The organism is Chitinophaga sp. CF118 (assembly GCF_900112615.1).
GTDB lineage: Bacteria > Bacteroidota > Bacteroidia > Chitinophagales > Chitinophagaceae > Chitinophaga.
Map to the genome: position 1 here is coordinate 806,726 of NZ_FOMK01000004.1, position 25,701 is coordinate 832,426.

Sequence of the window (25,701 nt, forward strand, 5' to 3'; positions counted from 1 at the left end):
GGACCTTTCCAGGTCCGGCTTTTTTTTATTTCATAAATTTGATTACTTTTGATATCGAAATGATATCAAAACAAACCTTTTTATGGAAAAGATCATCAAACCCTTCTCAGGCTTCCTGGCTTTTATTTTAGCCGTAATTGCCCTTCCTTTATCTGTTTTCATGTTTGCATTAATGGCACAAACAGGCTCCCTCTTCTTTCTATGGGTTGCTATACTGTGCTTTATTTCCTTTGTGCTTCTTACCAAAGGATTAATGATTGTAAACCCCAACCACTCCCGGGTACTCACCTTCTTTGGTAAATACACCGGCACAGTGAAAGAAAATGGCCTGTTATGGATAAATCCCCTGTACAAGTCGGCCAACCTTTCATTAAGGTCACAAAACCTCAATGGACAGCAGCTAAAAGTGAATGATAAACTGGGTAACCCCATCGAAATTGCCGCTGTAATCGTTTGGCGGGTTAGTGATACCTACAAGGCCTCATTTGAGGTAGTAAACTTTCAGCAATACGTGAACATCCAGAGCGAAGCTGCTGTTCGTCACCTGGCAGTAAGCTACCCTTATGACCACATGGATGATGATTCAGTAGAAGGTATCACCCTGCGCGGCGGCGGGGATAAAGTAAATGAAATGCTGGAACAGGAATTGAATGAGCGCCTCGCTCCTGCCGGTATCATAGTACTGGAGGCTCGTATCAGTCACCTGGCATACGCTCCTGAAATTGCAGGTGCAATGTTACAGCGCCAGCAGGCTACAGCTATTGTATCTGCACGTGCTAAAATTGTGGAAGGTGCCGTAGGAATGGTAGAAATGGCACTGGAAAAATTATCTGAAAAGAATATCATTATACTGGACGAAGAGCGTAAAGCTGCAATGGTATCCAATTTGCTGGTAGTACTTTGCGGTGATTCCAAAGTAACACCTGTGGTAAATACCGGGACCCTGCATCAGTAATACATACCCATTAGAACATGGTATATGGCAGATAAGAAAACATTTGTAGTAAGGATAGATGCCCAGACATATGATGCCATTGAAAAATGGGCAGAAGATGAATTCAGGAGCGTGAACGGCCAGATGGAATGGCTGATTAACCGTGCATTAAAAGAGGCTGGAAGAATGGGTAAAAAAGAGAAACCTGATAAGCCGGAAAAGAAATAAGATAGTATAGAGATAAAGTCATCCTTCGTTCATCCTCCGTTCAAAAACGAAGGATGAACGAAGGATGACTTTATCTCTATTGGGAAAGAGCTGGTTCTATACTTTGATTGGCGGCCAAAGAATTGCTTAAACAACTGCATATCTCCATCAGGGACCCGAAATAAAATAGCCTGTATCAAATTTATGATACAGGCTATTTTTGTTCCTATATAAAAGGATTCTTATTTCTTTGCCTTCTGCATCGGATTACCTCCTACAGATGCACCACGCATTGTTTGTTGCTGACGGAACAACTCAAAGCGCGTTGGCGCTGCCACGCGTGGCCAGCTGTTATTTCCTTCATCAATATCTGCTGTTTCGCGTTGCGGATCCAGCCTGACCGCTACCACTTCCTTATCTTTTGCAAATACCTTTGATATTTTGTTCTCATTCTTTCTCCAGATATAAGCAGAGATATGGTCTGTTTCCTTTGTGCCATCTGCATAAGTCCATTCAATGATCAGCGGCATTACCAGCCCGCCCACATTGGAGAAAGATATTTCGTAGAAATTCTTCTTACTGTCGTATAGACGTTTTTCTTCCGGACTAAGCGCACTATACATATTATCGTAAGCAGTTTTGTCTTCTGATGTAACTTCAAAACGGTTCCATTTGCTATAGAAATCCTGCAGGCTGGTATCCTGATCTACGGCAAATTTCACACCTTCTGCACGGTTCCTTGAACGGGAAATATGATCTGCATTATGATCGTATTTAGCCTGCGCTTCTGTATGACTGATCTGCGGATCTTTGGTGTCTAAACGGAACCATCTCACACTGTCTATAGAGATATCCACCGGTTCTATACCATAGAACCAACCACGCCAGAACCAATCCAGGTCTACCGCAGAAGCATCTTCCATCGTACGGAAGAAGTCTGCCGGTGTGGGATGTTTAAAAGCCCAGCGACGCGCGTATTCACGGAAAGCGAAGTCGAACAGGTCCCTGCCCATTACTGTTTCACGCAGAATATTCAGTGCCGTGGCAGGCTTAGCATAAGCATTAGGGCCAAACTGCACTATGTTTTCTGAATTGGTCATGATAGGTTCCAACTGATCTTTCGGCATCTTCATATAATCAGCAATCTTATATGCAGGACCACGATTGGAAGGGAAGTTGTTATCCCATTCCTGTTCTGCGAGGAACTGGCAGAAGGTATTCAGACCTTCATCCATCCATGTCCACTGACGCTCATCGGAGTTTACGATCATCGGGAAGAAGTTATGTCCTACTTCGTGAATAATCACTCCTATCATCCCATTTTTGGTAGCTTCTGAATATGTACCATCCTTTTCAGTACGTCCATAGTTAAAGCAGATCATCGGGTATTCCATCCCATTGGCAGCTTCTACAGAAATCGCTACCGGGTAAGGGTATGGAATGGTATGCTTGGAATATGACTTTAATGTATGCGCTACTACCTTGGTAGAATATCGATTGTACAGTGGATAAGCTTCAGGACCATAATAAGACATGGCCATTACCTTTTTGCCCTCAACATTAGTTGCCATAGCATCCCATACCAGGCGGCGGGAAGCCACCATACCAAAGTCACGTACATTCTGGGCTTCATATACCCATGTTTTACGGGCAGTAGCATGACCAGCCAGTGATTTTTTTGCTTCATCCAGTGTTACCACCTCTATAGGCTGTTTAGCCGTCTGTGCCTGCTGCCAGCGCTGAAATTGCGCAGGGGTCAGTACATCTTTATAGTTCTGGCATTCGCCGGTAGCACCCAATATATGATCGGCAGGTACATTCATGCTCACATGAAAGTTGCCGAATGTTAAGGCAAACTCACCACGACCGGTAAACTGCTTATTCTGCCAGCCCTGGAAATCGGAATAAACTGCCAGGCGGGGATACCATTGAGTAATAGTGTACAGGTAGTTCTTATCTTCCGGGAAATATTCGTAACCGCCACGACCGCCTTCTATCATACGATCGGAGATATTATACCACCATTCCACTTTAAAACGTAGTTTCTGGCCTGGTTGCAGGGCTTGTGGCAGGTCTATCCGCATCATGGTCTGATTGATGGTATAAGGCAGCTCTTTGCCACTTTCATCCGTCAGTTTAACGATGTTGATACCGAAGTCCTTCCTGGGTCCAAGGATCCCGTTGATACCACGCATAGTCATTTTATCAGACATGGTGCTGGTTTCAAAGCTGTTGTTATCGCTTTTGGCATCATGCTCATTCTCATCCAGCTGTAACCACAGGTATGTAAGAGGATCGGGAGAATTATTGAAGTAAGTGATGGTTTCTGCCCCTGTCAGCTTCTGTTTTTCATCATCCAGGGTAGCAGTGATGTCGTAATCCGCCCGTTGCTGCCAGTATTTAGGACCCGGTGCACCGGATGCTGAACGGTACATGTTGGGATCCTGCAGCATGGTACCCAGTTGTTCAAAACGGTTACCATGATTAGATCCGGAATTTTGCGCATGAGCCATTGCGGTAATACAACAAAGGCCAAGCGCTAGTTTCAAGCTTCTTTTTCTCATAAACAAATTTGTATTTCAAAGGTAAAAACAGCCATTGGTTGTGATGGCTAATTGTCCACTAAGTCTTTTAATCTTTCTATTGACAGCATAACAGCGATTCCAAAAATAGCCGCAGAAAGGAATATATTCCATTCTCTGCGTTTTACGCCTGTTACATTTATCATAATGGCTGAAAGCAAAAGGATTCCTACTACCACCAGTAGCTGTCCGAATTCAAGTCCCAAATTAAAGGCCAGCAAAGGGGCCAGAATATTAGTTTGCGTTCCCAGCATACTCTTTAGGTAACTGGAAAAGCCAAGTCCATGTATCAGTCCAAAGAACAATGCGAAAAAATAGTTAAGCTGAATCTTCTCCGGCATTGCCTGTTTCCTCACCACATTGGAAAAAGCCGTGACAAATATCGTAACCGGAATCAGGAATTCAATGAATTTAGTCGGTATACTGATAACATTTGTTACACTGAGCGCCAGGGTAACAGAGTGTCCTATAGTGAAAGCTGTGATCAGCACCAATACTTTTCTCCAGTCCTGCAGCATATAAATGGCACAAAGAGCGACGATAAAAAGGATATGATCATATCCATCCCAGGCTATGATATGCTGCCACCCCATCTGAAAATACATCACAAAATCCTCCATTACCTATATTTGTGCTTATTTTGGTAATTTATACAAAGGCTCTCCAAATAATTAAAATTTTTTAGGCAAGTGGGAATATTATTATATAAATGGTTATTTGTCGCATGGACTATCTGGCATCCCTTCTATGTCAGTGTAACAGAGATCAGGCATAATGCCACCAGCAATGAAGTGCAGGTTAGCTGCCGCATCTTTGCAGATGACCTGGAAAATGTGCTGAAAAAACAAAATAAACAGCCGGTAGATATTATCCACCCATCGAACAGGACCCAGACAGACAGCCTGATATCTGGCTATATAAACAAGCACCTGGTAATCAGGATAGACGGCAAAGTTGTGAAACTGAATTACCTCGGCTATAAGATTGAAGAAGAAGCAGCCTGGTGTTTCCTGGAAGCAGAAAACATCAAAACCTTTAAGCAAATCCATGTAAAGAATGATATCCTGTACACCGAGCATGCCAATCAAATCAATATGATCCATGTGATTTCACAAGATGATGTACGTAAAAGCACGAAACTGGACAATCCTAAGGCCGATGCAGATATACAATTCTAAGCCATCGGCGTCCTGTTATCCATAAATTTGATAGGCTTACGAACACCCTCTGGCATAAGCATTTTCATGATTTCACCTTGTGTACAGTAATGCACCTGGGGTATTACACGCAGCTTAGCCTGAAGGTAGGAACGGATTTTACGGTCTGTATCTTCAGATTCTGATACAGGCCAGAGATGAAGTAATATTTCATCTGTGCCTATTTCATTGGAGAACACTTCTACCACAAACTCTTTCACTTCTTCCATATCATTGAGCAGATCGAACAACGCAGGTGGATACAACGTAGTACCCTTGTACTTGATCATCTGCTTACGACGGCCTATTACCGGCGATAAACGCATAGTATGGCGGCCACAGGAACAAGCTTCTTCATAGTACCGGCAGATGTCTCCCGTTTTGTATCGCAGCAATGGCATACCCTCTACCCCCAAAGTGGTAATTGTCACTTCCCCATCCTGTCCGGGAGCCACCGGCTGATTATTATCATCCAGTAATTCAATATATAAAAGTTCCGGGTGATGATGACCTCCTATACCTGCACTGCACTCCGTAAATGCAGTCTGCATTTCTGTAGAAGCATAAGTAGAATATAGCTTGATATTCCATTGCTCCGTGATCTTTTTCCCAAGCACATTCAGGGAGAAATCTGCATTGCGGATGTTCTCTCCGATACACACCGCTTTCTTTACAGAAGAAGCATTGATATCGATATTATGCTCCTGTGCAAATGCAATCAGCTTCACAATAAAGGATGGTACTGCCACAATAGTAGTCGGTTCTATCCGGGCAATATTTTCCCATTGCAGGGAAGGAACACCCGGGCCTACACGTAATACACCGGCGCCTAATTTACGAATACCATTGTAGTAAGCCATACCTGCCATGAACTGACGGTCCAGCGTAAGCATCAGCTGGAAGATATCATTTTCAGTACCATCTGCACAGCAGAAGGAAATGTATTCGTTATATGTGAGACGGGTTTGATCTTTCTCTGTTAAAGCAATGATTACCGGCTTTCCCAGTGTGCCGGAAGTAGTTGTATATTCCGCTATCTTACTCTTATCAACACATAGGAAATCCCAGTTCTTTTCCTGCAAATGCTCTTTGTTCACCGGTGGTATAAGGTGAAGATCATTCAATGATTTTATAGCAGATGCCTGTACACCATGCTGTGCGAACCACTCCCTGTAAAAAGGCGAAAACTCACGCAGATAACCAAGCAGGTGCATTACTTCTTTCTCCTGGAATTCTCTGATAGTTGCTTTTGACTGCAACTCTATGTTGGGTATATACATTGTCAGCTATTTTCAAACCTCTATAATCACTGTTGCGATAGCGGTTGTTTTGATATGTGATAATGAAATCAGGATCTGTTTGATCTGTAATAATTCATACCGGCTCGCCGCTGCTCCTATTAGTTGCAATACTGGTTTACCGGCTGCATCATTTGTTATTTCAATCTCATTAAAATGGACACCTCCATTCCCAAATCCCGTTCCCAATGCTTTCAGTAATGCTTCCTTACCAGCAAAACGGGCAGCATAACTTTCACCAGCATTCACCTGCTTCTCACAATATTCAATCTCACGTGGCGTAAATACCAGGTCCCGGAATCCAGAGCCTTTCTGTAGTTTTGCTACTATACGGTCTACCTCAACTATGTCGGTGCCTATTCCGTAGATCATGATGGCTTTTTACATTTTTCTATTTGTTTGCGTACATGCATCTCTTCATTCTTATTAGCAATTACTTTTGTAAGTGCTGTATTGTAATAATTCAATGCAACGTCATAATGCTTATGCTTGAATTCATAATCACCTGCCAGAATATAAACATAGAAATATTCAGGATCCAGCGCAATCATTGCCTGTACATCCACCTCTTTCCCATCCAGGATATCGGCTCTCATAGCACGGAAAGCGACAAATGAAGCAAAATCTTTCGTTTTCAGAAAAGGGTCTGCAGCAATAGTTTGAGTAGTATCACGTACTTCATGATCTGTTTTCAAACCATGCATGCTGAATATTGAATCCAGGTTATAAGCTACATATTCGCCCAGTTGCCACGGAGAAGTAGATACCCATACCATTTTCTTCTTTGGTTCAAACACAACGGAGTGATGCGCAATGAACTGGTTAATCGCCTTTTCATTTCCTACTCCTATATTTTGTCCGTGCATGCCGAAACGGTCACGAAGAATATCTACTGTTTTCTGTACAGTATTCGGTCCCTTTTCCTTCATTAGTTCTGTTAGTCTTTCAAAGCGGTAACCGGAAGCAGTCTCATCACGTTGTATTATATTTTCCTGTGCTTTACTAAACTTCGTACCCTGGAAATGATTCGTACAGGTAATGAAGTTCTTTTTAGGATCGTATATATCCATTCCTTCGGGCCTTTTCTCAATAAGCGCTGCACGGTTATCTATAGCAGAACCAACGAGGAAAGATTCCGAGACAAACATTTTATGTTTCTGTGCAATCTTCCAGGCTTCATCGATGGTAGTGGCATATTGCAATATTTCACGCGCTACCAGTGATACCGGAGTAGCAGAGGCCGTTGGAATTGCACTCTTATCTGCATTGATCGTAACAGTCAACCCTTTATCATTCATACCGGAAGCTGCTCCTGTAAAGCCACCCCAGGTCACTATCATAAAATTATATCCTTTCTCTGGATGATAAAATGCAACGATCTTATCTTCAGCAAATTTATCTCCTACATAAAAATCAAAGTTACGACCTATGATCAATGTACTATCATCAGATGCATCATTCCAGGTACCGAAAGAAGTACAACCTACCAGCGCCATATTCTGCAATGCATGCCCGATATCATGTGCCGCATGATAGTTCAGTATGCGTTCATAATTGGTACCGATGAAATCATATTTTTCTGATGCAGAGAAAGAGATACCATAAATTTCCTCCTTATTCTCTTCCGCAACATTTTCGGATAAATGACGGTTGAAAAAGCGTACAAAGTATTTCAGGAACTTGATGTAAGTTTCTGAAGGCACCATCTTTCTCAACTGAGCGGTGAAATGATCTTCCTGCCGCTGTACCAGTTCTTTCGTCAGTTTACCATTCACTACCCCCCTTTCGAAAGGTTTTCCCTCTACATACAATTCATACAACCCACTGTTACTTTTACGGAACCAGTTATTGCCTAGTGTATAAGAAGTTGAATCAAGCTGTTGGCGTTCCCATTGTAAAGCACTTTTATCTCCGATCTCTGGCGGATCAATATGAGATACGCTTAATACAAAAATGATGAATACCACCAGTATCACTATAATGCTTGCAATAAAATACAGCAGAACACGTCCCAGTTTACGCCATCCACTCCTTTTTTTTCCCATTCTTTGTGACATTCTTAGTCTATTTATTAGTTTCAATAATCTCGTTCACCAACTGTTCCATCCCAACCAGTTCTGCACAGGTAACAATTGAACTCATAGTAACCCCCAATATCCCATGTAAATTCATGTTCTGTCCCGTAAGATACAAATTGCTCAAACGGGTAGCAGGTGAAATAAAGGTTTTTAACGGATCATTAGCATCCTTTGCTACCCCATACATGCTGCCCTCGGGCATTGCCAGGTAATCACGGTAGGTAAGCGGTGTAGCTACATAATAAGTATGGATACAATCGCGCAGCCCCGGGAACTGTTCTTCCACCACATTCAACAGCTTTTCTGCCCTCTCTTTTTTAAACGCCTGATAGTCAGCTCCACGTGTATCAGGATAAGTATCGGTGCTAAAAGTATGCTGCCAGTCCGCCACTTCTTCATAGCGCATATAGGTCATCACACTCAGGTTATCAGCATATTGCAGTTTACCTTCTCCGGCAGATACAAACAATCCATAGGTCTGTGGCCAGTTATCCGCAGTATAATGAATGCCGTTCCAGGCACTGTCTGTAGCATGATGGTAGTAGTTGTAATTGAGATAAGGAAAAGTGCCTGGTTTCAGCACCGCATTGATCATAAAAGTACCAGGAGAATTTTCCAGACTGGTTATCCGTGAACGGTATGCTCCACGGAAACTATCGTGCTCCGTCATAGCAATTGTTCTGGCAGGATGTAATCCTGAAATAAAATATTTCCCGCTTATTTCCCTACCATCTGCCAGTGTAATATGATCTACCACACCATCCTTTCCTACAATCTTTTTTACTTCTGTATTACGTACAATATCACCTCCATATTGCTTGATCACTTTCTGTAGCGCTCTCGCTATCTGAGAACCTCCATCCATACATTTCCAGGAGCTTTCTATATAGCTGTTCTGTACTAAAGCATGCACATAAAAGGGTGTCTTATTTTCTACTCCTGCATACAACAGATTATTACCTGCCAGCACCTGTTGTAAACGTTGGTTATCTGTAATGCTGCGGATAAAACCGGCTGCATCTATTCCCAGCACCTTTTCCTTTTCACTCGCATCTCCTGTACGTAGATTAAACAACGGAAACCGGCTGCAAACATCTTTAACAGCATCGCAATAAGCATGTAATGCATCCCTTTCCTGCGGAAAATCTATCAACAGCTGTTCTATGAAACGATCATATCCCTGTGCAAGTTGATAATGCTTTTTCTCCTTATTGAAATGGATATAATCAAAACCATCCACATCCATTCGCTGTAAATGCAGCGAATCCATAATACCGAGATAACTGAAAATTTTATTTAGTACCTGCCCTTCATCCAGACTGCCAATATAATGTACACCAGAATCGATAATGGCCTTATCACGGGCATATGTCTGCATACAACCACCAATCTGGCGGTTCTTTTCATACAGGCATACACTATATCCATGCTTCCCCAGGATAGCGCCGCATACAAGGCTACCCAGGCCACTGCCGATAATTATTACATCATATTGCTTCATTGGCAGGTGCAGCTTTTTTTATGATGAAAATTACATTTGATAAATACCGCTTGTTATCGATCTGCTCCATCGTTGCACCATATTGCGTAACAATTTCTTTCATCCTTGCACTGGAGAAAAACGTTAGTCTGTTTTGTGTTTTATTGAAGCCAATCACTTTTGTAGAAAAGAATTCCGTTAACCGGGTTCTCTCATGCCGTTTTTCCAGGTCAAGATCTCCATCACGGACAACAATCACACCGCCGGGATTCAGCTGACGGATACATTCTGCCAATACATGTTCCTGTTGTACAGGTTCAAGATAATGCAGTACATCACTGATTAAAAAAGCATCGTACTTATCGAATCTATGTTTGGTAATATCTACACATTCAAAATCCAGTTGTGCTCCTTTCTGATAACCATGCTGTGCGGTAATGATTTTATCTTCATCATAATCCAGCCCTTTAATCTGTCTGGCTGGTGATAAGAAATGCAGCATATAACTCATGAAACCATAACCACAACCAATATCCAGGATGCGGCCTTTTTCCGGCAACAACTCATGAAATAAGGCGTAGTTGTTTTCCATCTTTGTTTTAATACGCATGTACCATTCCAGTACAGGTCCTTTATAGATGTAATTATACATCAGTTGCTCACGGAAATAAACAGGTACTTCTGTTGCTGCACGTAACACTTCATATTCACTTCTGAAATAGCGGCTCACCAGTTTAGTGCGTTCAGAATAATTTGCGCCCCATGCTGCATCACCCACTTTTATTCTTGGTAAATACTTTACAGTAACTGGCCCGTTCTTCAATAGAAAATCGCTCTTGCTCATCGTGTAAGCAGTGCCGTGAATGATGATAGGTAGAATATCAAGTCCTAGTTGTTCTGCAAGGTAAAAAGCACCTTTATGAAATCTTTTAATGGTAGTATCAGGAGAACGGGTTCCTTCAGGATATACTACAATAGAATATCCCTGCTGCACTCTCTCTCTCAGTTTTTCTACACTTCCCTCTATGCCTTCAGCTACGGGGTAATAATCACCCAGGCGCACAACCGCACCAAACACCGGCGAATTCCATACCCATTTATTGGTGAGCAGGATTACCTTGGGATGCAACATAGTGGATACAAGAATATCGAGGAAAGACTGATGATTACTGATGATCACAGCAGGTGTTTTCAGTTGCTCATCCAACGGATTGATAATATGTTTCCTGAAATTACCCATGATATACATCACTGACCATGTATATGCAGATAGTACTTTATGATAAAGTACTTTTCCTTTCTCTTTATTAAATGGATTCAGTCTGATTAAAAACCATCCTATTACAGTCAGCAGCAGGCTGCCAGAAGCAAAATAAAAGAAGGCAAATACAGATGTTACCCAGCCGTGTAATGTCCACGGAGCTTTCCCTTTAGTAGTTCTGTTTGTAATCAACCAATTGAAAAGGAACGGAATCAGTACCTGTGAGATCAGCACCACACAACCGATACCGATAATAGAAATCAGTGCGATAGATTGTAATGACGGATGCTTCGCAAAGATCATCACCCCCAACCCCAGCATGGTAGTAATGGCAGACAGGAAGATAGAAGAGCGGAAAGAAGACAGGTTATCTTCCTTACCAGACTTATACTGCTGCAATAATCCATCCATCGTAAAGATGCTGTAATCATCACCCAGACCAAATATAAAAGTACTGAGGATGATATTGACAATATTGAACTTAATGCCGAACAGCCCCATTATTCCCAGGATCCATACCCAGCTTACCAGCATAGGTATAAAAGTGATCAGCGCCAGTTCTATACGCCCATAAGACAATAGCAGTGCAAAGAATACCAGCAGGGAAGTCATCCAGGCAATACTGTTAAATTCATTCTGCATCACCTGCACCAGCCTGTTAGCGACATATTGTTTATCGAGAACGGTTGTATTGGCTTCATGCTGTAAGGCTTCATATACTGCCGCTTTTTGTTTGGGATCTATTTTCAGTAACGTGATAACAGATACCTGCTTTTTCTTTTCTGTAATGAAATCACCTAGCGGGCCTTTTTGTAATGTCTGCAATGCATCATCCGGTACTACTGTAAAATCCTGCCGTAGCCATTCTGCAAAAGGATCAAAGGCGGAGGCTTTATATCCTGCTGCCGGCCCATGCTGCCGGAGGTAATCTATCAGTTGCTGTTGCTTTGTTGCTGTCCAGTATTGCTTCCATCTTTCAATCCTCACATGTTGCTCTTTCTCCGATATCAGCAAGGCATTTACGCCGGCAGCTTTCTTAATAATTCCCTGCTGCTGTAACCGCCGGATCACCGGCTGTATCTGTTCGCTATTCTGCAATGCTACTTCCAGGTTATTACCATCTGTAACAAGATAGATGGCCTGTGCAGTATAAGCATTAACATTATTAAGTTTTCTTTCAGACTCTTTCAGCTCCGGCCGCATGAAATTCATGCGCATCATATCACTTTCAAAACCCACTTTTCTGGCGGTAAAAAAGAATACAATAGTTAATATGAGGATAACACCTACCAGGTATTTATTCTTTTCAGGTTTATACGCTGCTATTTTATCCAGCCAGTTGTGTGAATGCACAGGAGGATGTTCTGGCTGTTTACCCAGTACTATCCAGTGTGGTAAAAATATCAGGGAGAACAGTGCAGCACCTACAAGGCTTAGTGCAGCAAACAATCCTACATCTTTCAGAATAGGTGATTCTACCAGTTGCAGGCAGAGAAACCCGCCGATGGTTGTAAAACTACCCAATGTCATTGGTGTTGACAGGTCTTTAATCACTTCACGGATATCCGGTAAATGCCGGTAGTGATTAAAGACATGCAGGGAATAGTTCACTGCAATACCTAATACCACGGCACCTGCTCCCAATGCTATCACAGAGATACTTGTTTGTATCAGCCACACACATGCCAGTGAGAACAATGCTCCAAATACAACTGGTAACATCACCAGCAATGGTGCACGTTTTTTACGGAAAAACAATCCGATCAACACTACCAGCAATACAACGGTGATCCCCTGTGTTAATATAGTATCCTGTCTTAACTGCTGTGCATTACCTGCCGAAACAGCAGTGCCTCCGAAAAAGGAAGCATCCACCTGTGGATAACGCTTATGCAGCGTATCCAGCTGTGCCTGTAATTGCTTCAGGAAAACTGCATTTTTACCAGTGGCACTTGGAGCATTAGCAGGTGTAATGAACATCATCAGATGCTGATGATTACGGGTCATTATAAACCCGTCGTATAATTCAAACTGCTCATCATACTGCAGATGTTGTAGCTTTTTGATGCCCAGCCAGGACATCCCTACAGGATCTGCAGCAATTACTTTTTTCACTACCAGTCCGGTAGGTGAGATCAGTGTACGGTAATTATTTTCAAGGGTCTGCTGCAGCCTTTGCGGCATGATCAGCGAATCGATCGTATTATAATCATGGGCTTCGAGAAATACAGGTAGATGCTGTTGTATTACCTGCATCAGGTCCAGTACAGAAGCATCTTCCACCTGCGCCTGCATTTGTTTAATGTAAGGTGCCAGGTTAGCAGTAACACTGTCTCTCAGTTCACTTGCAAAAGCAGTCAATGTATCTGGCTGTGCCGCAAGAGTAGTATCTTTTTGTGAAATAGTGATCACCAGTTTGTCTGCAAACCGGGAATCATTAAATACCTGTTGTAATTTATCGAGGGTTTTATCCTGAGGTAATATCCGGGTAATATCTTCTTCAAGCTGAATACGAGAGGCAAAGTAACCTGCCAGTAAAAAGCTGATAATGGTACAAGTCCATAACCAGCTCTTATGTTGTGCAAAAAAATTATAGATACTAACGAAGAAACTGCCCATACAAAGTTTAGATTATTTAAATTACTTCCTGTTTTACAACAGGGGAAGTGGCAGGACGGAATATTGTCAGTGACACGAATGCAATGATAAATGCAAGTAAGCCTAACGTGATTGCCAGTGTCAGGCCGCCCATAAAATACATGATCACATCATGTCTTAATGCAGCACCACCTTCTCCTGACATATACTGTATCATGCTTTGCTTAAGGGTTTCAACAGAAACATGCTCACTTAAAACAGACCCCGAACCGTTATCTTTTACTATTAAACGCCCTGTAACAAAACTCGCATAAATAAAAAATGGAATCAGCGGTGGGAAGCTGATATTACAGGCAAGCAGTACCAATGCTTTATTAAGCCGGAACAACGTTGCCAGGGCAACAGCTGTTAACAATTGTAATCCCCAGATAGGAACAATCCCCATGAAAACACCAAAGCCTATAGCGATAGATTTTCTGCCGTTTGACTCATTCCTATTCAGAAAATGATCTGTCCAGATTGTACTCCACGTTTTTTTTTTAAACAGGGACCGGATAAAATCACGAGGCTTGATATAAAAGAATGCCGTTAATACCAGCACAATATTTAATAGTGTGATGCGTGTAACATCCCATACAGGACGGAAGTGCGATACCCTTTCTTCCGGTGGTGGGTAATATACACCCACTGGTGCCCAGTCTACTTTAATACCCCTCCAGGAGCTACGTACCAGAACTTCTATTTCAAACTCATATTTGGTACACAGAAAGAACATCTTTTTCAGCAGGTACACGGGGTACAAACGGTATCCGGACTGCGTATCAGGGCCTTTCAATGCTGTAGTTACATAAAACCAGAAGTTGGATACTTTGTTGGCAGAAGTACTCTTGCCAGGCATATTCTCCTGGTGCAGGTTACGTGCACCAATAATGATTGCTCTCTTCTCTGTTTCCAGTTTATTCAGGAAAACAGGCAGATCTGAGGCAAAATGCTGGCCATCTGAATCTATGGTGATTACATAGTCGTATCCCTGCCGAACGGCAAATTTAAATCCTCTGCGCAGTGCCACACCTTTACCTCTGTTGTGGATATATTCCACCCTCTGGATCTGCGGGAAAGCATCCAGTATTTCACTGGTATTGTCTGTACTGCCATCGTTCACAACAATCACATGGGTGGTGTAGGATAATACATCTTTCAATACGGCACCGATGGTTGTCGCATTATTGTAGGTAGGGATAAGTACCGCTACATTGAGTGCGGTAAACTGGTCGTTATGTGTAGTAGTGTAGGTTGTCATTAGGCTATATGCTTAAACGAATGTTCCCTGGAATTTCATAAAAGTGAGTGCTTCATATTTAATGGTTGCAGTCACCTTCAGTTCATCCTCCTGTAATTTATGTTGCAGGGTGATTTCTACCTGTGGATTGGCGGTTGGATCTATCATGTTCAGGAACTTCATATTGGCAGCCTTTTTCAGCGTCATCTTCTTCTGGAGTAATCTTTCCAACAGTTCCTGTATAGTTTGCATCATGCAAACACCGGGCACTACCGGTCTTCCTGGAAAGTGTCCTTCAAATACAGGATGCCCGGCATTCCATAAGATGTTGTAAGTACCGGTACCTTCTCCCGGTTGCTCTTGTTCAAGTGTATATAATTTTCCTGCTAGCATTATTTCTGAACGCGTTGTAGTGAAATATTAAATTTAAACTGCTGATGCCTGATCAATATACTATCCGGCACCCCATCCTTATAATTACTCAGCCATGCTTTTACCACTGGTCTGCGACGGGATGATTTTTCAAGACGTACCAACCGGCTGCATGTAGTGTCTGTTATATAATAGTTATTGCCTTTCGCGGTAGGTACTACTATATACTGGTAATTACTGTCGCGCTTTACCTGCGCATGCTGCAGGTCCGGCCGCAATAATGCCAGTTCAAAATCTCCACGTAAAGTCTTTACCACACTTTTCTTATCCATCTTCGGCAATATGTAATGTTTAATAAAACCACCATCCTTTGTAAATTCAAAATCAAAGAATTTAAAGCCCATCTCATTCGCAAATACCACACGCAAACTACTATCGGGCATCTGCTTAAAGAAGAGCAATCCGCTCAAATGATGCGTTGTCACGTCTACCTGTGTACTGTACAGTGTATTGGCGAACTGCGGACGGAACTGTGAGATACAATTCACATCTCCCGTTGTTTTCTGTAACCCCTTATAAACAGATGTACAACCAGTGGTCAGTAGCAGCACAAACAAAACACTATTTAACAGCAAAGATCGCATCTGGAATATTTACATTCAATTGTTTATGTACAAAGTTGATGCTGGTATCATCACCTCCGGCTTCATACATCTGAATGGTTGATACAGAATAATCTTTCTTGTCTACCAGCAGATGAATGGATTTAAAATACTGTGATAGTGTTTTATTTACTGGTGTTAATTCCAATAAATAAGACTGTGCATTTTCAAGGATTTTTGTAGTAAAGTCTGCATTACCTAATACATTCCCCTGTACACAATCCACGGTGATCTTATTGATTTGCTCAAACATCTTGTTTCCTTTGGCGGAGACATGACTTTCTTTCTGACCATCTTTTGTTTTGATATCCTTCCCATTCATCACCAGCAGATAATAAGATGGTTGCATATATTCCATACGTACCTTATTATCTTTCTTAAACCAGAATTTTCCTTTGGAAACAATTTTATCACTCAGCATGCTCAGGTTTTTCTCCTGCACAAAGTCTGACTGAATTGATTGTGTAGCCTGTGATGCTTTTGCAAATTGCTGTTTAAAAGCAGCCACATCGGCTACGGCTTTATAACCGGCCACCTGTGCCTGTGTAACGGTTGCACAAACAATACAACTCAACAACATGATCCATCTACGCATAAGCGGGTATATTTAATAACTTATCAATCCTTTCAATCCGGTATCCTTCTTTCCGGATGTGAGCAATCAGTGCAGGCAATGCCTGCAGTGTCACCTCCATAGAATCATGCAGTAAAATCACAGCACCCGGTTTGATAAAGGGTGTGATCCGTTGCAATACTTCTTCAGGTTGTTTAGCAATAGTATCAAGAGAACGGATATTCCAGCCTACAGGTATATATTTTCCACGCTGCACAGCTCTGCGCAGGTTTGGATTGGTAACACCATATGGCGGGCGGAACAAACGCGGTCTTTTCCCGATCACATTCTCCACCGTATCATCCACTGATTTTAATTCAGCCAGCATCTGTTTTGCTCCAAACATATCAAACCAGAAATGGTGAGAATAACTGTGATTACCTATCACATGTCCATCCTCATGTATTCGCTGGAGCAGCACTTCATTATCGGGAATATTTTTACCTATACAGAAGAAGGCAGCAGGTACCTGCTGCTGCTGTAATATATCCAGGATCTGCGGTGTATGCTTTAACTGTGGACCATCATCAAAAGTAATAGCTACTACTTTCTCTGTCGTATCAGCAGCACATACCACCGGCATAAAAAAGTTCGATTCAATTGTACATGCCCCCCATGCTACCAGGGAAACATAAGGGAGCGGTAATAACACAAACAACCACCAGGGTATAGAATGCCACTGATACTGAACCAGCAGCAAAGTACCCAGGATCACAAACAAAGCGATATTGGCGTTACGGTGTGTTAGCATCCGGTTAAAAGTATTAAGGAATGATGTGTTTCCTTGTAATGATTATAAATCAGGATTTTCTTTATTTTTTCAGGCGCCTTCCCTTTAAAGAGTACATCTGCAGGCACCTGTCCGGAAGACAGTACTTTGCATCCTGCCCACATACCAAAAGAAGCTGCCGTAGGATATTCTCCGCAAAGGTGTTTAAAACAGCCTACTGCCTGATTAGGAAACAGTGTTCTTTCCACATGATCATACCATGTATCCCCTTCCACATCGCCATTACGACCGGTAATCAGCAGGTCAATATCTTCCTGTGCTATTTCATGCACAGCCAGGAAAGCAATAATATCTGCTGCAATTTCTGCTGTACTACCTGGCTTGTAGGAAGTGGTTAGTCCCGTCAGCCTTGCCATAGCACTATCACTCTTTTCTGTTCCCAATACAAAACAGGCTGCCCCCTCTCCGGCAACTGTACCATGGGTAGTGCTTTGCAGGAGTTCAGTATGGGTTACAGGTTCTTTTTTGAACCGGTTAAAACGGGAAATGATATTAAAACTATGATTGGTCAGTTCATCCATTGCACCCATCAGGATGTGTCTGGAGTTCCCTTCTTTCAGGATCATAATACTATCCAGCAGTGCACTTTCAAAAGAGAATCCTTTATGTACGAAAGTATTGTTGTAGGCATGGCAGTTCAGCATCAGAGCTATCTGTCCGGCTACAGTATTGTGTGTGGATTGTATAAACGAAGTAGGCGTGAGCATTTCTTCGTTCTGGCTGATCATCTTGGTAAGGAATACACCGGTATCATCCAGGCAGCCATAGGCTGTACCGGTAATAATGGCATCCGGCATTTCCACAGAGGCTTCTGCCAGGCTGAGTTTAGCAGCGGCAACTCCCATTTTTATGATGCGGCTCATGCGCCGGATCTGTTTGATGTCTATCCATTGTTTGTAGTCCGGGTCACTTACTTTCAGGCGTGCACCCTCATACGATGGGTTAACAACAACCGGAAAAGGTCCCTCGGCAGCTGTTTCCAGCGGCGACACACAACCTGTTCCCTGTATATAGATATTCATAATTTTAACCTTCCGTGCTCATTGAAAATATAAGGCTGGAACAATTTCCGCCAAAGCCAAATGAATTGGACATTACATGCTGGATCTTGTTACCTTCTGAAAATCCGGTTACCGGCGAAAAAGGTACTTCTTTCATCCGGGTAGTAAAGTTAGCATTCGGATAAATGTATCCCTCTCTTACTGCCATGGCTGAAAATACAGCTTCTATCCCTCCACTGGCACCCAATGTATGACCGGTAAATGATTTCGTACTGCTCACCTGCGGATAATGTGGTGCAAAGAGGCGGTCAATGGCCAGTCCTTCTGCCGAATCATTATTCTGGGTACCTGTGCCATGCAGATTGATATAATCGATCTGTTCCGGCTTCAGTCCGCTCATTTCCAGTGCGCCTTTCATAGCCAGGTAATTCCCTGTACCATCAGGGGAAGAAGCTGTCTGATGATAAGCATCATTGGCATTTGCAAAGCCGCTGAGCCTGCACCAGGGACCACGCCGCAATACCTCTGACAGTTCATCTTTTACCAGTACTACATAACCCGCACCCTCTCCCAGGTTCAACCCTTTACGGGTATCATCAAAAGGACGGCTGGATTCCGTATCCAGGATCATTAAAGTATTAAATCCATTCAATGTAAAACGGGTGAGCGCATCGGTACCTCCGGCAATCACCACATCTACCATATTATTCCTGATCAGCCGGGAACCATACATCAGGGCATTGGCACCTGAAGAACAGGCAGTACTGATAGTGGTAACATGATGACGGATGCCTAAAGCATCGGCCACCAGTTCTGTAATACTCCCACACTCATGATTCACTACCTGGTGTAAATGTCCCTGCTGCGGATCTTTCATGTATTCAGCAAAGAAATCTTCCGTTTTATCCATCCCCCCTACTGTATTGGCAGAAACGAAGCCAACACGGTAGTTCCGGATGTCTCCCAATCCGGTGCTCTCCCATGCTTCCCGTGCTGCTATCAGGCTCAGCAAAGCTGTTCTGCTGATATGCGAAGGTAAACCTGCACGGGCGGCCAGGGTGAAATTATCAGCTTTCACTTCTACTACAGGAAAAGAACTACGCAGGGCAGACGACAGATTTTCCATCACACCTGCACCGGTTGACATTCTTCTGAATGCATCTATACATTCAGGCAGATTATCTCCTATCCCGCAGATAACGCCACCACCGCCTATCCATACGTCACTACCCATTAATTCTTATTTTGATGGGCCGTAATAAATTCTGCAATGGTACGCACAGAACGGAATATTTCGGGTCCCTGTTCAGGATTTGCAATGCGGATATTGTAATTCTGCTGCAACAGTACTATCAGCTCCAATGCATCAATTGAATCCAGTCCCAGACCGTCTTTAAATAAAGGCTGATCGTCTCCGATCTCTTCGGGTTTTACTTCCTGCAGGTTCAACTGCTCTATGATCTGGGCTTTCAGCGCCGCCATCAATTTTTCCATGTCTAATTATAGGTTTGTTTATCCTTTTCAACCAAATGTAAAATTACTTCATATTGCTGGTTCATGACCTCGATCCATCCACAAATACAGGCAGACACTGCATTTTCGCTAAAAAGCTGCTCTGCATAAGCAGTTATCAATTCCATATCAAAATGGTCTGTTGTAAAGAAGATATTTTCTCCTTTAAAACCATGACGAATACTGATTTCTCCCATTACAATATTGGGGAGTGTATACACAAATAATGCAGGGCTCGGAAATTCCTTTACTGTTGAGTAGTACTTCAGGTCTGTATCCAGACTGGCACTCCTGTTGGTCAGGATCAATCCGGTCTCTTCCGGTGCGTAACCGGCAAGTGGTTTATCCTGCAACAGTACTTCTGTTGCAAGCCAACCCAGCTTGCACAGGTTATCCATCTTATGAAATTTCGGATACTGACCGGAAAAATGATCGTATGCCGCCCGCAGAAAATCAGGTAGCTCCATTTCCGGTGAAGTTTCCCAGAGCAATGCACCATTCCTGGTAATCTGGTTATCCCGGATCACGCAACTTGTTGTGATATATAACTCCCCTTTCTCCAAAACTTGTTATTCTTGTTTAAAGATCTTGTCTGTTAATTCAATGGTACGTGCCAGTCTCTTCAGTGCGGTATCGTGATTCTTCACGAAATGGTTGCTCTCATCCCATACATAACCTGCCAGAACAGAACAGATTTGTCCTTTGATTTCAGGCTCCTGCTGCTTAGAGAAAAAGATAGTATCCAGCGTACCTTCGTACCACGCCATTACATAGGAGCGGAAAGTATTCACCCCCTGCATGGTTGGTTCCATATATTCTTTCTCCCAGTCTACATCTTCACCTTTCAGTTTGCGGATCACCAGTTTTGAGGCAGTCTGCGCAGATACACATGCCAAAGTTACACCAGATGAGAAGATAGGATCTAAAAATTCCGTTACGTTACCGGTAAGTACAAATCCATCACCATAAAACTTATCTGTGGTAGCAGACCAGGACTGTAGAATACGTGGTTCAAATACCATTTCTACACCACGGAAACGCTCACGGGTATAAGGCTCATCTTCCAGCATTGCACGGAACTGTTCTTCTGGCGTACCGGGATATGAGTCAAAGAATTCGGGATTACCCACAAAACCAACTGAAGTATTGCCATTGGAGAAAGGAATAATCCAGATCCATACACCTGGTTTATGTACAACAGCCGTAATACGGTTAGGTTCATCAGCCATGGAACGGCGAATATCTACTGTATGGGCAAATAATGCTTTACGTGGCTGCAGGTTGGAATTACGTTCCAGGTTAAACAGGCGTGGTATCACCCTGCCATAACCACTTCCATCTACAATAAAGCGGGCCTCTATTTCAGATTTGTTACCCTGCAGATCTTCTACAGTGGTTACTGAATCGGAGCCGTTAAACCGGATGTCTGTAACTGTTGTTTCATAGGATACGGGAACACCCATTTTCTCTACGGTATCGGCCAGGGTTTTGTCAAAGTCTGCACGGGTTACCTGCCACGTCCAGTCCCATCCTGGTGTATGTTGTTCTTTAAAGGTGAAATCACATACGGAATTACCTTTTACGAATTTTGCCCCAAACTTTTCCTGGAAGCCTTTCTCCTTGATAGCATCAATAAATCCTGCTTCATTCAGAGCTTCCATGCTGCGGGGTAACAGGCTTTCTCCGATAACAAAGCGTGGGAATTTTAGTTTCTCAACAATTTTAACAGTGTAACCTGCCTGATGAATGATGGATGCGGCTACAGTTCCGGCAGGACCTGCACCGATAACCAGAACATCCACTTTTTCTGTAGTCATATATTGTAGGGTTTAAATGAAAAGCGGATCCTTATTTTCTTTTGCATTTCAGCAATGTATAACTGAGGCCCATCTGGTTGTTTTCTTCCACAACCTTCAATCCTGCATCATCTATACATTGGAAGAAGTCATCTGTATGGTACATCTGGCTATTACCGTTTGCCATTGCAGTAAAGTAAAGGGATGTTTGCTGCAAACAGAAAGCTGCTGATTTAAATGGTTGTCTGTCCCAGAAAGGTTCAAGGATATAAATAGTACCAGTATCTGTAAGTGCCTGTCCGCAACGTTTCAGAATAGAAACGATCTGTTCTTCAGAGAAGCAGTCCAGGAACTGGCTCATCCAGATGGCATCAAAACCTGAAGGGAAAGGCAGGCTTTCATCCAGTATATTGGCTTCATGGAAAGATACACGGTCTGCAACTCCTGCCTCTTTTACTCTTTGTGAAGCAATCTCAATTTCTCCCGGCAGGTCGAACATGGTTACCTGTACATCTTTATCGTGTGCTGTACATGCCAGTGTCCATTTACCGGTGTTTCCACCAATGTCCAGCAGTTTGCGGGGTTTGTTTTCAAATACGATTGATAATGCTTGTGGGAAAGCCAGATCTGAATAGTAATGATCAAAGTCATACCAGCTTTTTCCAATCTTGGGAGGTAATAATGGCAAGCCTGGATAAATAGTATCCCAGGGACCCAGTTCTTTTAAACCGGCAGGTCTGCCTTCCAGCAGGCTCTCCTGCAGGTGGTCCATCCCCCTGTAGCAGATATCCTGCGAAAAGTCCATATTAATACGGGTCAGCTTATCATGCTGAATGAAATAGCCTGTTTTGGTAAGAGAATACCTTTTGTCATTTACTATCAGCAATTCCATACCCAATCCTGCTTCCATCAATACACGGGCAGCATAACGGGTTACTTTTACCTTCTCCAGGACCTCTTCAATAGTTAAACCATTTGGACCACTTTCACTAATAACCTGCAGTATGCCGAAATCGCGCAATGCGCGCGTAGCCTGGAATGCGATAGGAGCAAAGGCGAGCCTTAAAGCTGCTTCCTGTGCCTGTAATGCTGTTTTTGTTTCTTTGGTAAAAAGCTCCATTTCTGAATTTAAATTACAATTATCAGGTTCCGCTGGCAATCAGGAGTTACCCCGATCCCGGAAGAGAAACACGACGATTTATTTAGAAAATATCATTGCTGCATTACATCCCCCAAAGCCTGACACTGTTTTCAAAAAATGTTGCATGTCTTTTTGTTCTATCTCACGGTTCACCTTCACAGGCTGACTTACCCCCAGGGTTTCAAAGCCCAGGGTAGGAATCACCAGATTCTGCTGTAGAGCATGCATACCAATAATGGCTTCTATTAACCCGGCGGCTCCCAATGTATGTCCGTAATAACCTTTAAAGCTATTTACGGGTACATCCAGCAAACCTGCCAGTTGCATCGCTTTTGATTCCATTTCGTCATTATATAGGGTGGCAGTTCCGTGGGCAGATACAAATCCGATATCGGTCTGCGTCAGTCCACTGCCTTTTATTGCCAGTTGAATTGCATTGCTCAGTTCCATGCCTGTGCGTGAGGGGCCGGAAATATGGTTTGCATCATTACTTACCGCCCCCGCACCTACTTTTATCGCATTTGCTGGTATATACGCTTCTTTACTTGTTAATATCACCGTGGCAGCTCCTTCACCAAGCGTTACTCCTTTCCTCTCTGCATCAAACGGACGACAAGGCTCACTACTCACTGCCTGGAATGATTGAAACCCCGACAATACAAACTGGGTAACCACATCGGCACCTGTTACCACCGCATGATCATAACGCCCGGAGAGTATCAGTCTTCTGGCAGTTAATATTGCCAGCAGTCCGGATATGCATGCGTTACTGATCACGATGGGATCCTGGTTATAATTAAAGTATGCGGCTACTTTCTTCGCCGTATTAAATAACTCCATTTCTTTCAATGGCGCATTTGCAGGATCGGACTGTTGTTCCAGCAATTCAATGTTTCCCTTTGTGGTAGATACAATGAAAGCCGTACGTCCGTCTGTAATATCTATTGTTGTTCTGTCCAGTGCATTCTGCACAGACAGGATCAGCAGTTGTTCAAATTTCGTATAGGTATCCAGGCTATCCTCACTCCAGTATCTTTCCAATTGTCCTGGTGGCAACATGGCTGCGTAAAAAGGATGTACTGAAAGTGCCCTGTTTTCATGCAGCTGTATGCCACTTTGTCCCCTGGAAACGATTGAAAAATTCTCTTCAGTTGTTCTGCCCAGCGGCGATAATATATTATCCGCAACTACATACACACTCTTCATTTTTTCTCTTTATTTGAAGGTGATAACAATCCCTGTGTTTGTTTCCACTTTTCAAAAAATGGTGGCATTGTTAACTGTAGTGTAGAAGTAGCAATATCCAGGAATACCTGTAATGAACTTCCATCTGCTACCAGTTCTCCTGTTGCTGCATTGAACAGTTTATACTCAAATCTCACCTTTGCAGCCGCAGTATTGATGTATGTTGTTTCTATTCTCACACTGTCGCCGTATCTTAACGGCTTTCTGTAATTACACACTACATTTACAACCGGTACAGTATAACCGTACTCATAAATATCAAGATAACGCAAGCCATATTTTTCACCGAAAGCTTCTCTCCCGTCTTCAAAATAACGTACATAGTGACCATGCCAGACTATTCCCAGCGGGTCCGCTTCATTAAATCTTACCAATACCTTCACGCTCTCAGTTAATCCAGGACCCATGTTTCTATTTTAATCAGTTGCGTATAGCGGTAAAACGACGTTTAATTTATCTACCACTATACGCACTGTGAATTATGCCTTTTTACCTTTCTTAGCCTTTGGCTCTTTTGCTGCAGATGTTCCCTTCTTAGGTTCTTCCACTACTTCTTCCTTCACTTCAGGTGCCTTAGCTGCAGCATCGGCCCAATCACTATACTTGTGCTTATCAATATCATTCAGCACTTTGTATACTGTGTAAGCCCAGTAATTACGCAGGCCAAATCCCTGTGCCTTACCGGTCATACGTTCTGCCATCAGCACTTTTTTTGAAGCAAGATCAATCAGTGTTACATACATCGTTGCTTCCTTATTGGTTTTGCTCATGCCATCTATAATGAAGACAAGGCCAATACCTTTTTTTCCGCTCAGATCATACGCTTTCACATGCTTGTTAACATCTTCCGGCTTAACGTTTTTTTCAAGATCACTGAGATTGTCTGTTTTCATTTTCTCAGTGCTCGCGCTTTCGTTCAGCTTATTGATCATAGAAAGCTCATTCGTAGAAGTACTTCTTTGGAAAGCACCTGCTACATCATACTTTTTCACTTCCGTTGCAATGACCGTGTTAATTGCTTCAAACTTGTCACGGATTTCGTTGGCACTTGCCACTTCGCCCTGTACCTTAGCTAATGTAAAATCAACTCCCAGGTAGGTAAGCGGGATAGTTTTGTTGTTAAAGAATTCCTTCAGGGTTTGTCCGTAACTGTTTGCATTCAGCAAACATAATAACAGCAGTGACAAACAAGCATACATGTACCTTTTACGAATGATCATAAAAATCGGGGGTTTATGGGTTTATGAAAATCTTAAGTTCGCATTGAGCCATTACCTTTCCATTCAACATTACCTTTCCAGCTACCATAGTTGCATTAAATACCTGGCTTTGTATTTCAGTAATGGTTTCGATGAATGATCCGGCGGGAGGCAGGTCAAATACTTCAAAATCTTTCACGGCTCCGATAAAGCCTATAGGTACAGGGGTATTCTCCTGCTGGGCAACATACCCAACTCTGGCAGCAGCTGTCTGCGCCATATTCTCCAATAAGCCGGGAGGCATCAGCTTACCATTTTCTACAAAGAGGTTATCGGCTGCAATTTGCAAACCGGTGCGGGTAATATTATCTTTCACTTCGAGCAATCCGCCAATCATTACAACGGGCGGACGTTGAGGGATATATTCTGTAATGTCGCTGGTGTGGATGAACATAAA

At 42.8% G+C, this 25,701-nt stretch carries 25 protein-coding genes; 3 read left to right on the forward strand and 22 right to left on the reverse strand.

The annotated features are described in order from the left end of the window. Nucleotides 1–82: 82 nt before the first annotated feature. Nucleotides 83–955, forward strand: a complete 873-nt coding sequence (locus BM176_RS19480) for an SPFH domain-containing protein (protein ID WP_090105963.1) — start codon at nt 83–85, stop codon at nt 953–955. A 24-nt stretch (nt 956–979) separates the two neighbouring features. Then, on the forward strand, nt 980–1,162 hold the full coding sequence (locus BM176_RS19485) for a type II toxin-antitoxin system antitoxin (RefSeq protein WP_090105964.1): 183 nt from the start codon (nt 980–982) through the stop codon (nt 1,160–1,162). Nucleotides 1,163–1,383: 221 nt separating this feature from the next. Here the strand turns inward: BM176_RS19485 and BM176_RS19490 are convergent, their stop codons facing one another. Together BM176_RS19490 and BM176_RS19495 are read right to left on the reverse strand one after the other, a co-directional pair. After that, on the reverse strand, nt 1,384–3,705 hold the full coding sequence (locus tag BM176_RS19490; RefSeq protein WP_090105965.1) for a M1 family metallopeptidase: 2,322 nt from the start codon (nt 3,703–3,705) through the stop codon (nt 1,384–1,386). A 47-nt stretch (nt 3,706–3,752) separates the two neighbouring features. Next, the gene (locus BM176_RS19495; protein WP_090105966.1) at nt 3,753–4,343 is read right to left on the reverse strand and encodes a HupE/UreJ family protein; all 591 of its coding nucleotides are present in this window, start codon (nt 4,341–4,343) and stop codon (nt 3,753–3,755) included. Nucleotides 4,344–4,412: 69 nt separating this feature from the next. Here BM176_RS19495 and BM176_RS19500 point away from each other — a divergent pair, with 69 nt between their 5' ends. Beyond that, the gene (locus tag BM176_RS19500; protein ID WP_090105967.1) at nt 4,413–4,901 is read left to right on the forward strand and encodes a DUF6702 family protein; all 489 of its coding nucleotides are present in this window, start codon (nt 4,413–4,415) and stop codon (nt 4,899–4,901) included. Here BM176_RS19500 and BM176_RS19505 read toward each other — a convergent pair. The 20 genes from BM176_RS19505 to BM176_RS19600 form a co-directional block, all read right to left on the reverse strand. Next, nucleotides 4,898–6,199, reverse strand: coding sequence for a flexirubin biosynthesis putative acyl-CoA ligase FlxY (locus tag BM176_RS19505; protein WP_090105968.1), 1,302 nt, complete (start codon nt 6,197–6,199; stop codon nt 4,898–4,900). The two genes, BM176_RS19500 and BM176_RS19505, sit on opposite strands and share 4 nt — an antisense overlap. A gap of 12 nt (nt 6,200–6,211) precedes the next feature. Then, on the reverse strand, nt 6,212–6,589 hold the full coding sequence (gene acpS, locus BM176_RS19510; RefSeq protein ID WP_090105969.1) for a holo-ACP synthase: 378 nt from the start codon (nt 6,587–6,589) through the stop codon (nt 6,212–6,214). Continuing rightward, nucleotides 6,586–8,274 carry a C45 family autoproteolytic acyltransferase/hydolase gene (locus tag BM176_RS19515; protein WP_090105970.1) on the reverse strand — a complete coding sequence of 563 codons (1,689 nt, stop codon included), beginning with the start codon at nt 8,272–8,274 and terminating at the stop codon, nt 6,586–6,588. Before BM176_RS19515 ends, acpS begins: the two co-directional genes overlap by 4 nt. A 7-nt stretch (nt 8,275–8,281) precedes the next feature. Next, on the reverse strand, nt 8,282–9,796 hold the full coding sequence (locus BM176_RS19520; protein WP_090105971.1) for a phytoene desaturase family protein: 1,515 nt from the start codon (nt 9,794–9,796) through the stop codon (nt 8,282–8,284). Next, nucleotides 9,783–13,655: a trifunctional MMPL family transporter/lysophospholipid acyltransferase/class I SAM-dependent methyltransferase gene (locus tag BM176_RS19525; protein WP_090105972.1), complete on the reverse strand. Its 3,873-nt coding sequence runs from the start codon at nt 13,653–13,655 to the stop codon at nt 9,783–9,785. The genes BM176_RS19520 and BM176_RS19525 overlap by 14 nt, the downstream gene beginning before the upstream one ends. 16 nt (nt 13,656–13,671) lie before the next feature. Next, a complete protein-coding gene (locus BM176_RS19530) occupies nt 13,672–14,934 on the reverse strand; it encodes a DUF2062 domain-containing protein (RefSeq protein WP_090105973.1) in 1,263 nt (420 codons plus the stop codon). Between the two features lie 12 nt (nt 14,935–14,946). Next, entirely contained in the window at nt 14,947–15,306 is a 360-nt protein-coding gene (locus BM176_RS19535) for an ApeI family dehydratase (protein WP_090105974.1), read from the reverse strand. Then, a complete protein-coding gene (locus tag BM176_RS19540) occupies nt 15,306–15,929 on the reverse strand; it encodes a flexirubin biosynthesis protein LolB2 (protein WP_090105975.1) in 624 nt (207 codons plus the stop codon). The genes BM176_RS19535 and BM176_RS19540 overlap by 1 nt, the downstream gene beginning before the upstream one ends. Continuing rightward, nucleotides 15,907–16,542, reverse strand: a complete 636-nt coding sequence (locus tag BM176_RS19545; RefSeq protein ID WP_090105976.1) for a flexirubin biosynthesis/transport protein LolA2 — start codon at nt 16,540–16,542, stop codon at nt 15,907–15,909. The genes BM176_RS19540 and BM176_RS19545 overlap by 23 nt, the downstream gene beginning before the upstream one ends. Further along, nucleotides 16,535–17,311 carry a polysaccharide deacetylase family protein gene (locus BM176_RS19550; RefSeq protein ID WP_090105977.1) on the reverse strand — a complete coding sequence of 259 codons (777 nt, stop codon included), beginning with the start codon at nt 17,309–17,311 and terminating at the stop codon, nt 16,535–16,537. The genes BM176_RS19545 and BM176_RS19550 overlap by 8 nt, the downstream gene beginning before the upstream one ends. Then, nucleotides 17,305–18,372: a beta-ketoacyl synthase chain length factor gene (locus tag BM176_RS19555; protein WP_090105978.1), complete on the reverse strand. Its 1,068-nt coding sequence runs from the start codon at nt 18,370–18,372 to the stop codon at nt 17,305–17,307. Before BM176_RS19555 ends, BM176_RS19550 begins: the two co-directional genes overlap by 7 nt. Before the next feature lie 4 nt (nt 18,373–18,376). Beyond that, nucleotides 18,377–19,585, reverse strand: coding sequence for a beta-ketoacyl-[acyl-carrier-protein] synthase family protein (locus BM176_RS19560; protein WP_090105979.1), 1,209 nt, complete (start codon nt 19,583–19,585; stop codon nt 18,377–18,379). After that, on the reverse strand, nt 19,585–19,845 hold the full coding sequence (locus tag BM176_RS19565; RefSeq protein WP_090105980.1) for a phosphopantetheine-binding protein: 261 nt from the start codon (nt 19,843–19,845) through the stop codon (nt 19,585–19,587). Before BM176_RS19565 ends, BM176_RS19560 begins: the two co-directional genes overlap by 1 nt. A gap of 2 nt (nt 19,846–19,847) precedes the next feature. Further along, on the reverse strand, nt 19,848–20,426 hold the full coding sequence (locus BM176_RS19570) for a hypothetical protein (RefSeq protein ID WP_090105981.1): 579 nt from the start codon (nt 20,424–20,426) through the stop codon (nt 19,848–19,850). A gap of 6 nt (nt 20,427–20,432) precedes the next feature. Next, on the reverse strand, nt 20,433–21,680 hold the full coding sequence (locus BM176_RS19575) for an NAD(P)/FAD-dependent oxidoreductase (RefSeq protein WP_090105982.1): 1,248 nt from the start codon (nt 21,678–21,680) through the stop codon (nt 20,433–20,435). Between the two features lie 31 nt (nt 21,681–21,711). After that, entirely contained in the window at nt 21,712–22,779 is a 1,068-nt protein-coding gene (locus BM176_RS19580) for a methyltransferase (protein ID WP_090105983.1), read from the reverse strand. Between the two features lie 78 nt (nt 22,780–22,857). Further along, nucleotides 22,858–24,006 (reverse strand): beta-ketoacyl-[acyl-carrier-protein] synthase family protein, encoded by a 1,149-nt coding sequence (locus BM176_RS19585; RefSeq protein WP_090105984.1) that lies wholly within the window; start codon nt 24,004–24,006, stop codon nt 22,858–22,860. Further along, nucleotides 24,003–24,452 carry an acyl-CoA thioesterase gene (locus tag BM176_RS19590; protein WP_090105985.1) on the reverse strand — a complete coding sequence of 150 codons (450 nt, stop codon included), beginning with the start codon at nt 24,450–24,452 and terminating at the stop codon, nt 24,003–24,005. Before BM176_RS19590 ends, BM176_RS19585 begins: the two co-directional genes overlap by 4 nt. Nucleotides 24,453–24,524: 72 nt before the next feature. Continuing rightward, nucleotides 24,525–25,265, reverse strand: a complete 741-nt coding sequence (locus BM176_RS19595; RefSeq protein WP_143097862.1) for a hypothetical protein — start codon at nt 25,263–25,265, stop codon at nt 24,525–24,527. Nucleotides 25,266–25,278: 13 nt separating this feature from the next. Next, nucleotides 25,279–25,698 (reverse strand): hotdog family protein, encoded by a 420-nt coding sequence (locus BM176_RS19600; protein ID WP_090105987.1) that lies wholly within the window; start codon nt 25,696–25,698, stop codon nt 25,279–25,281. Nucleotides 25,699–25,701 lie beyond the last annotated feature (3 nt).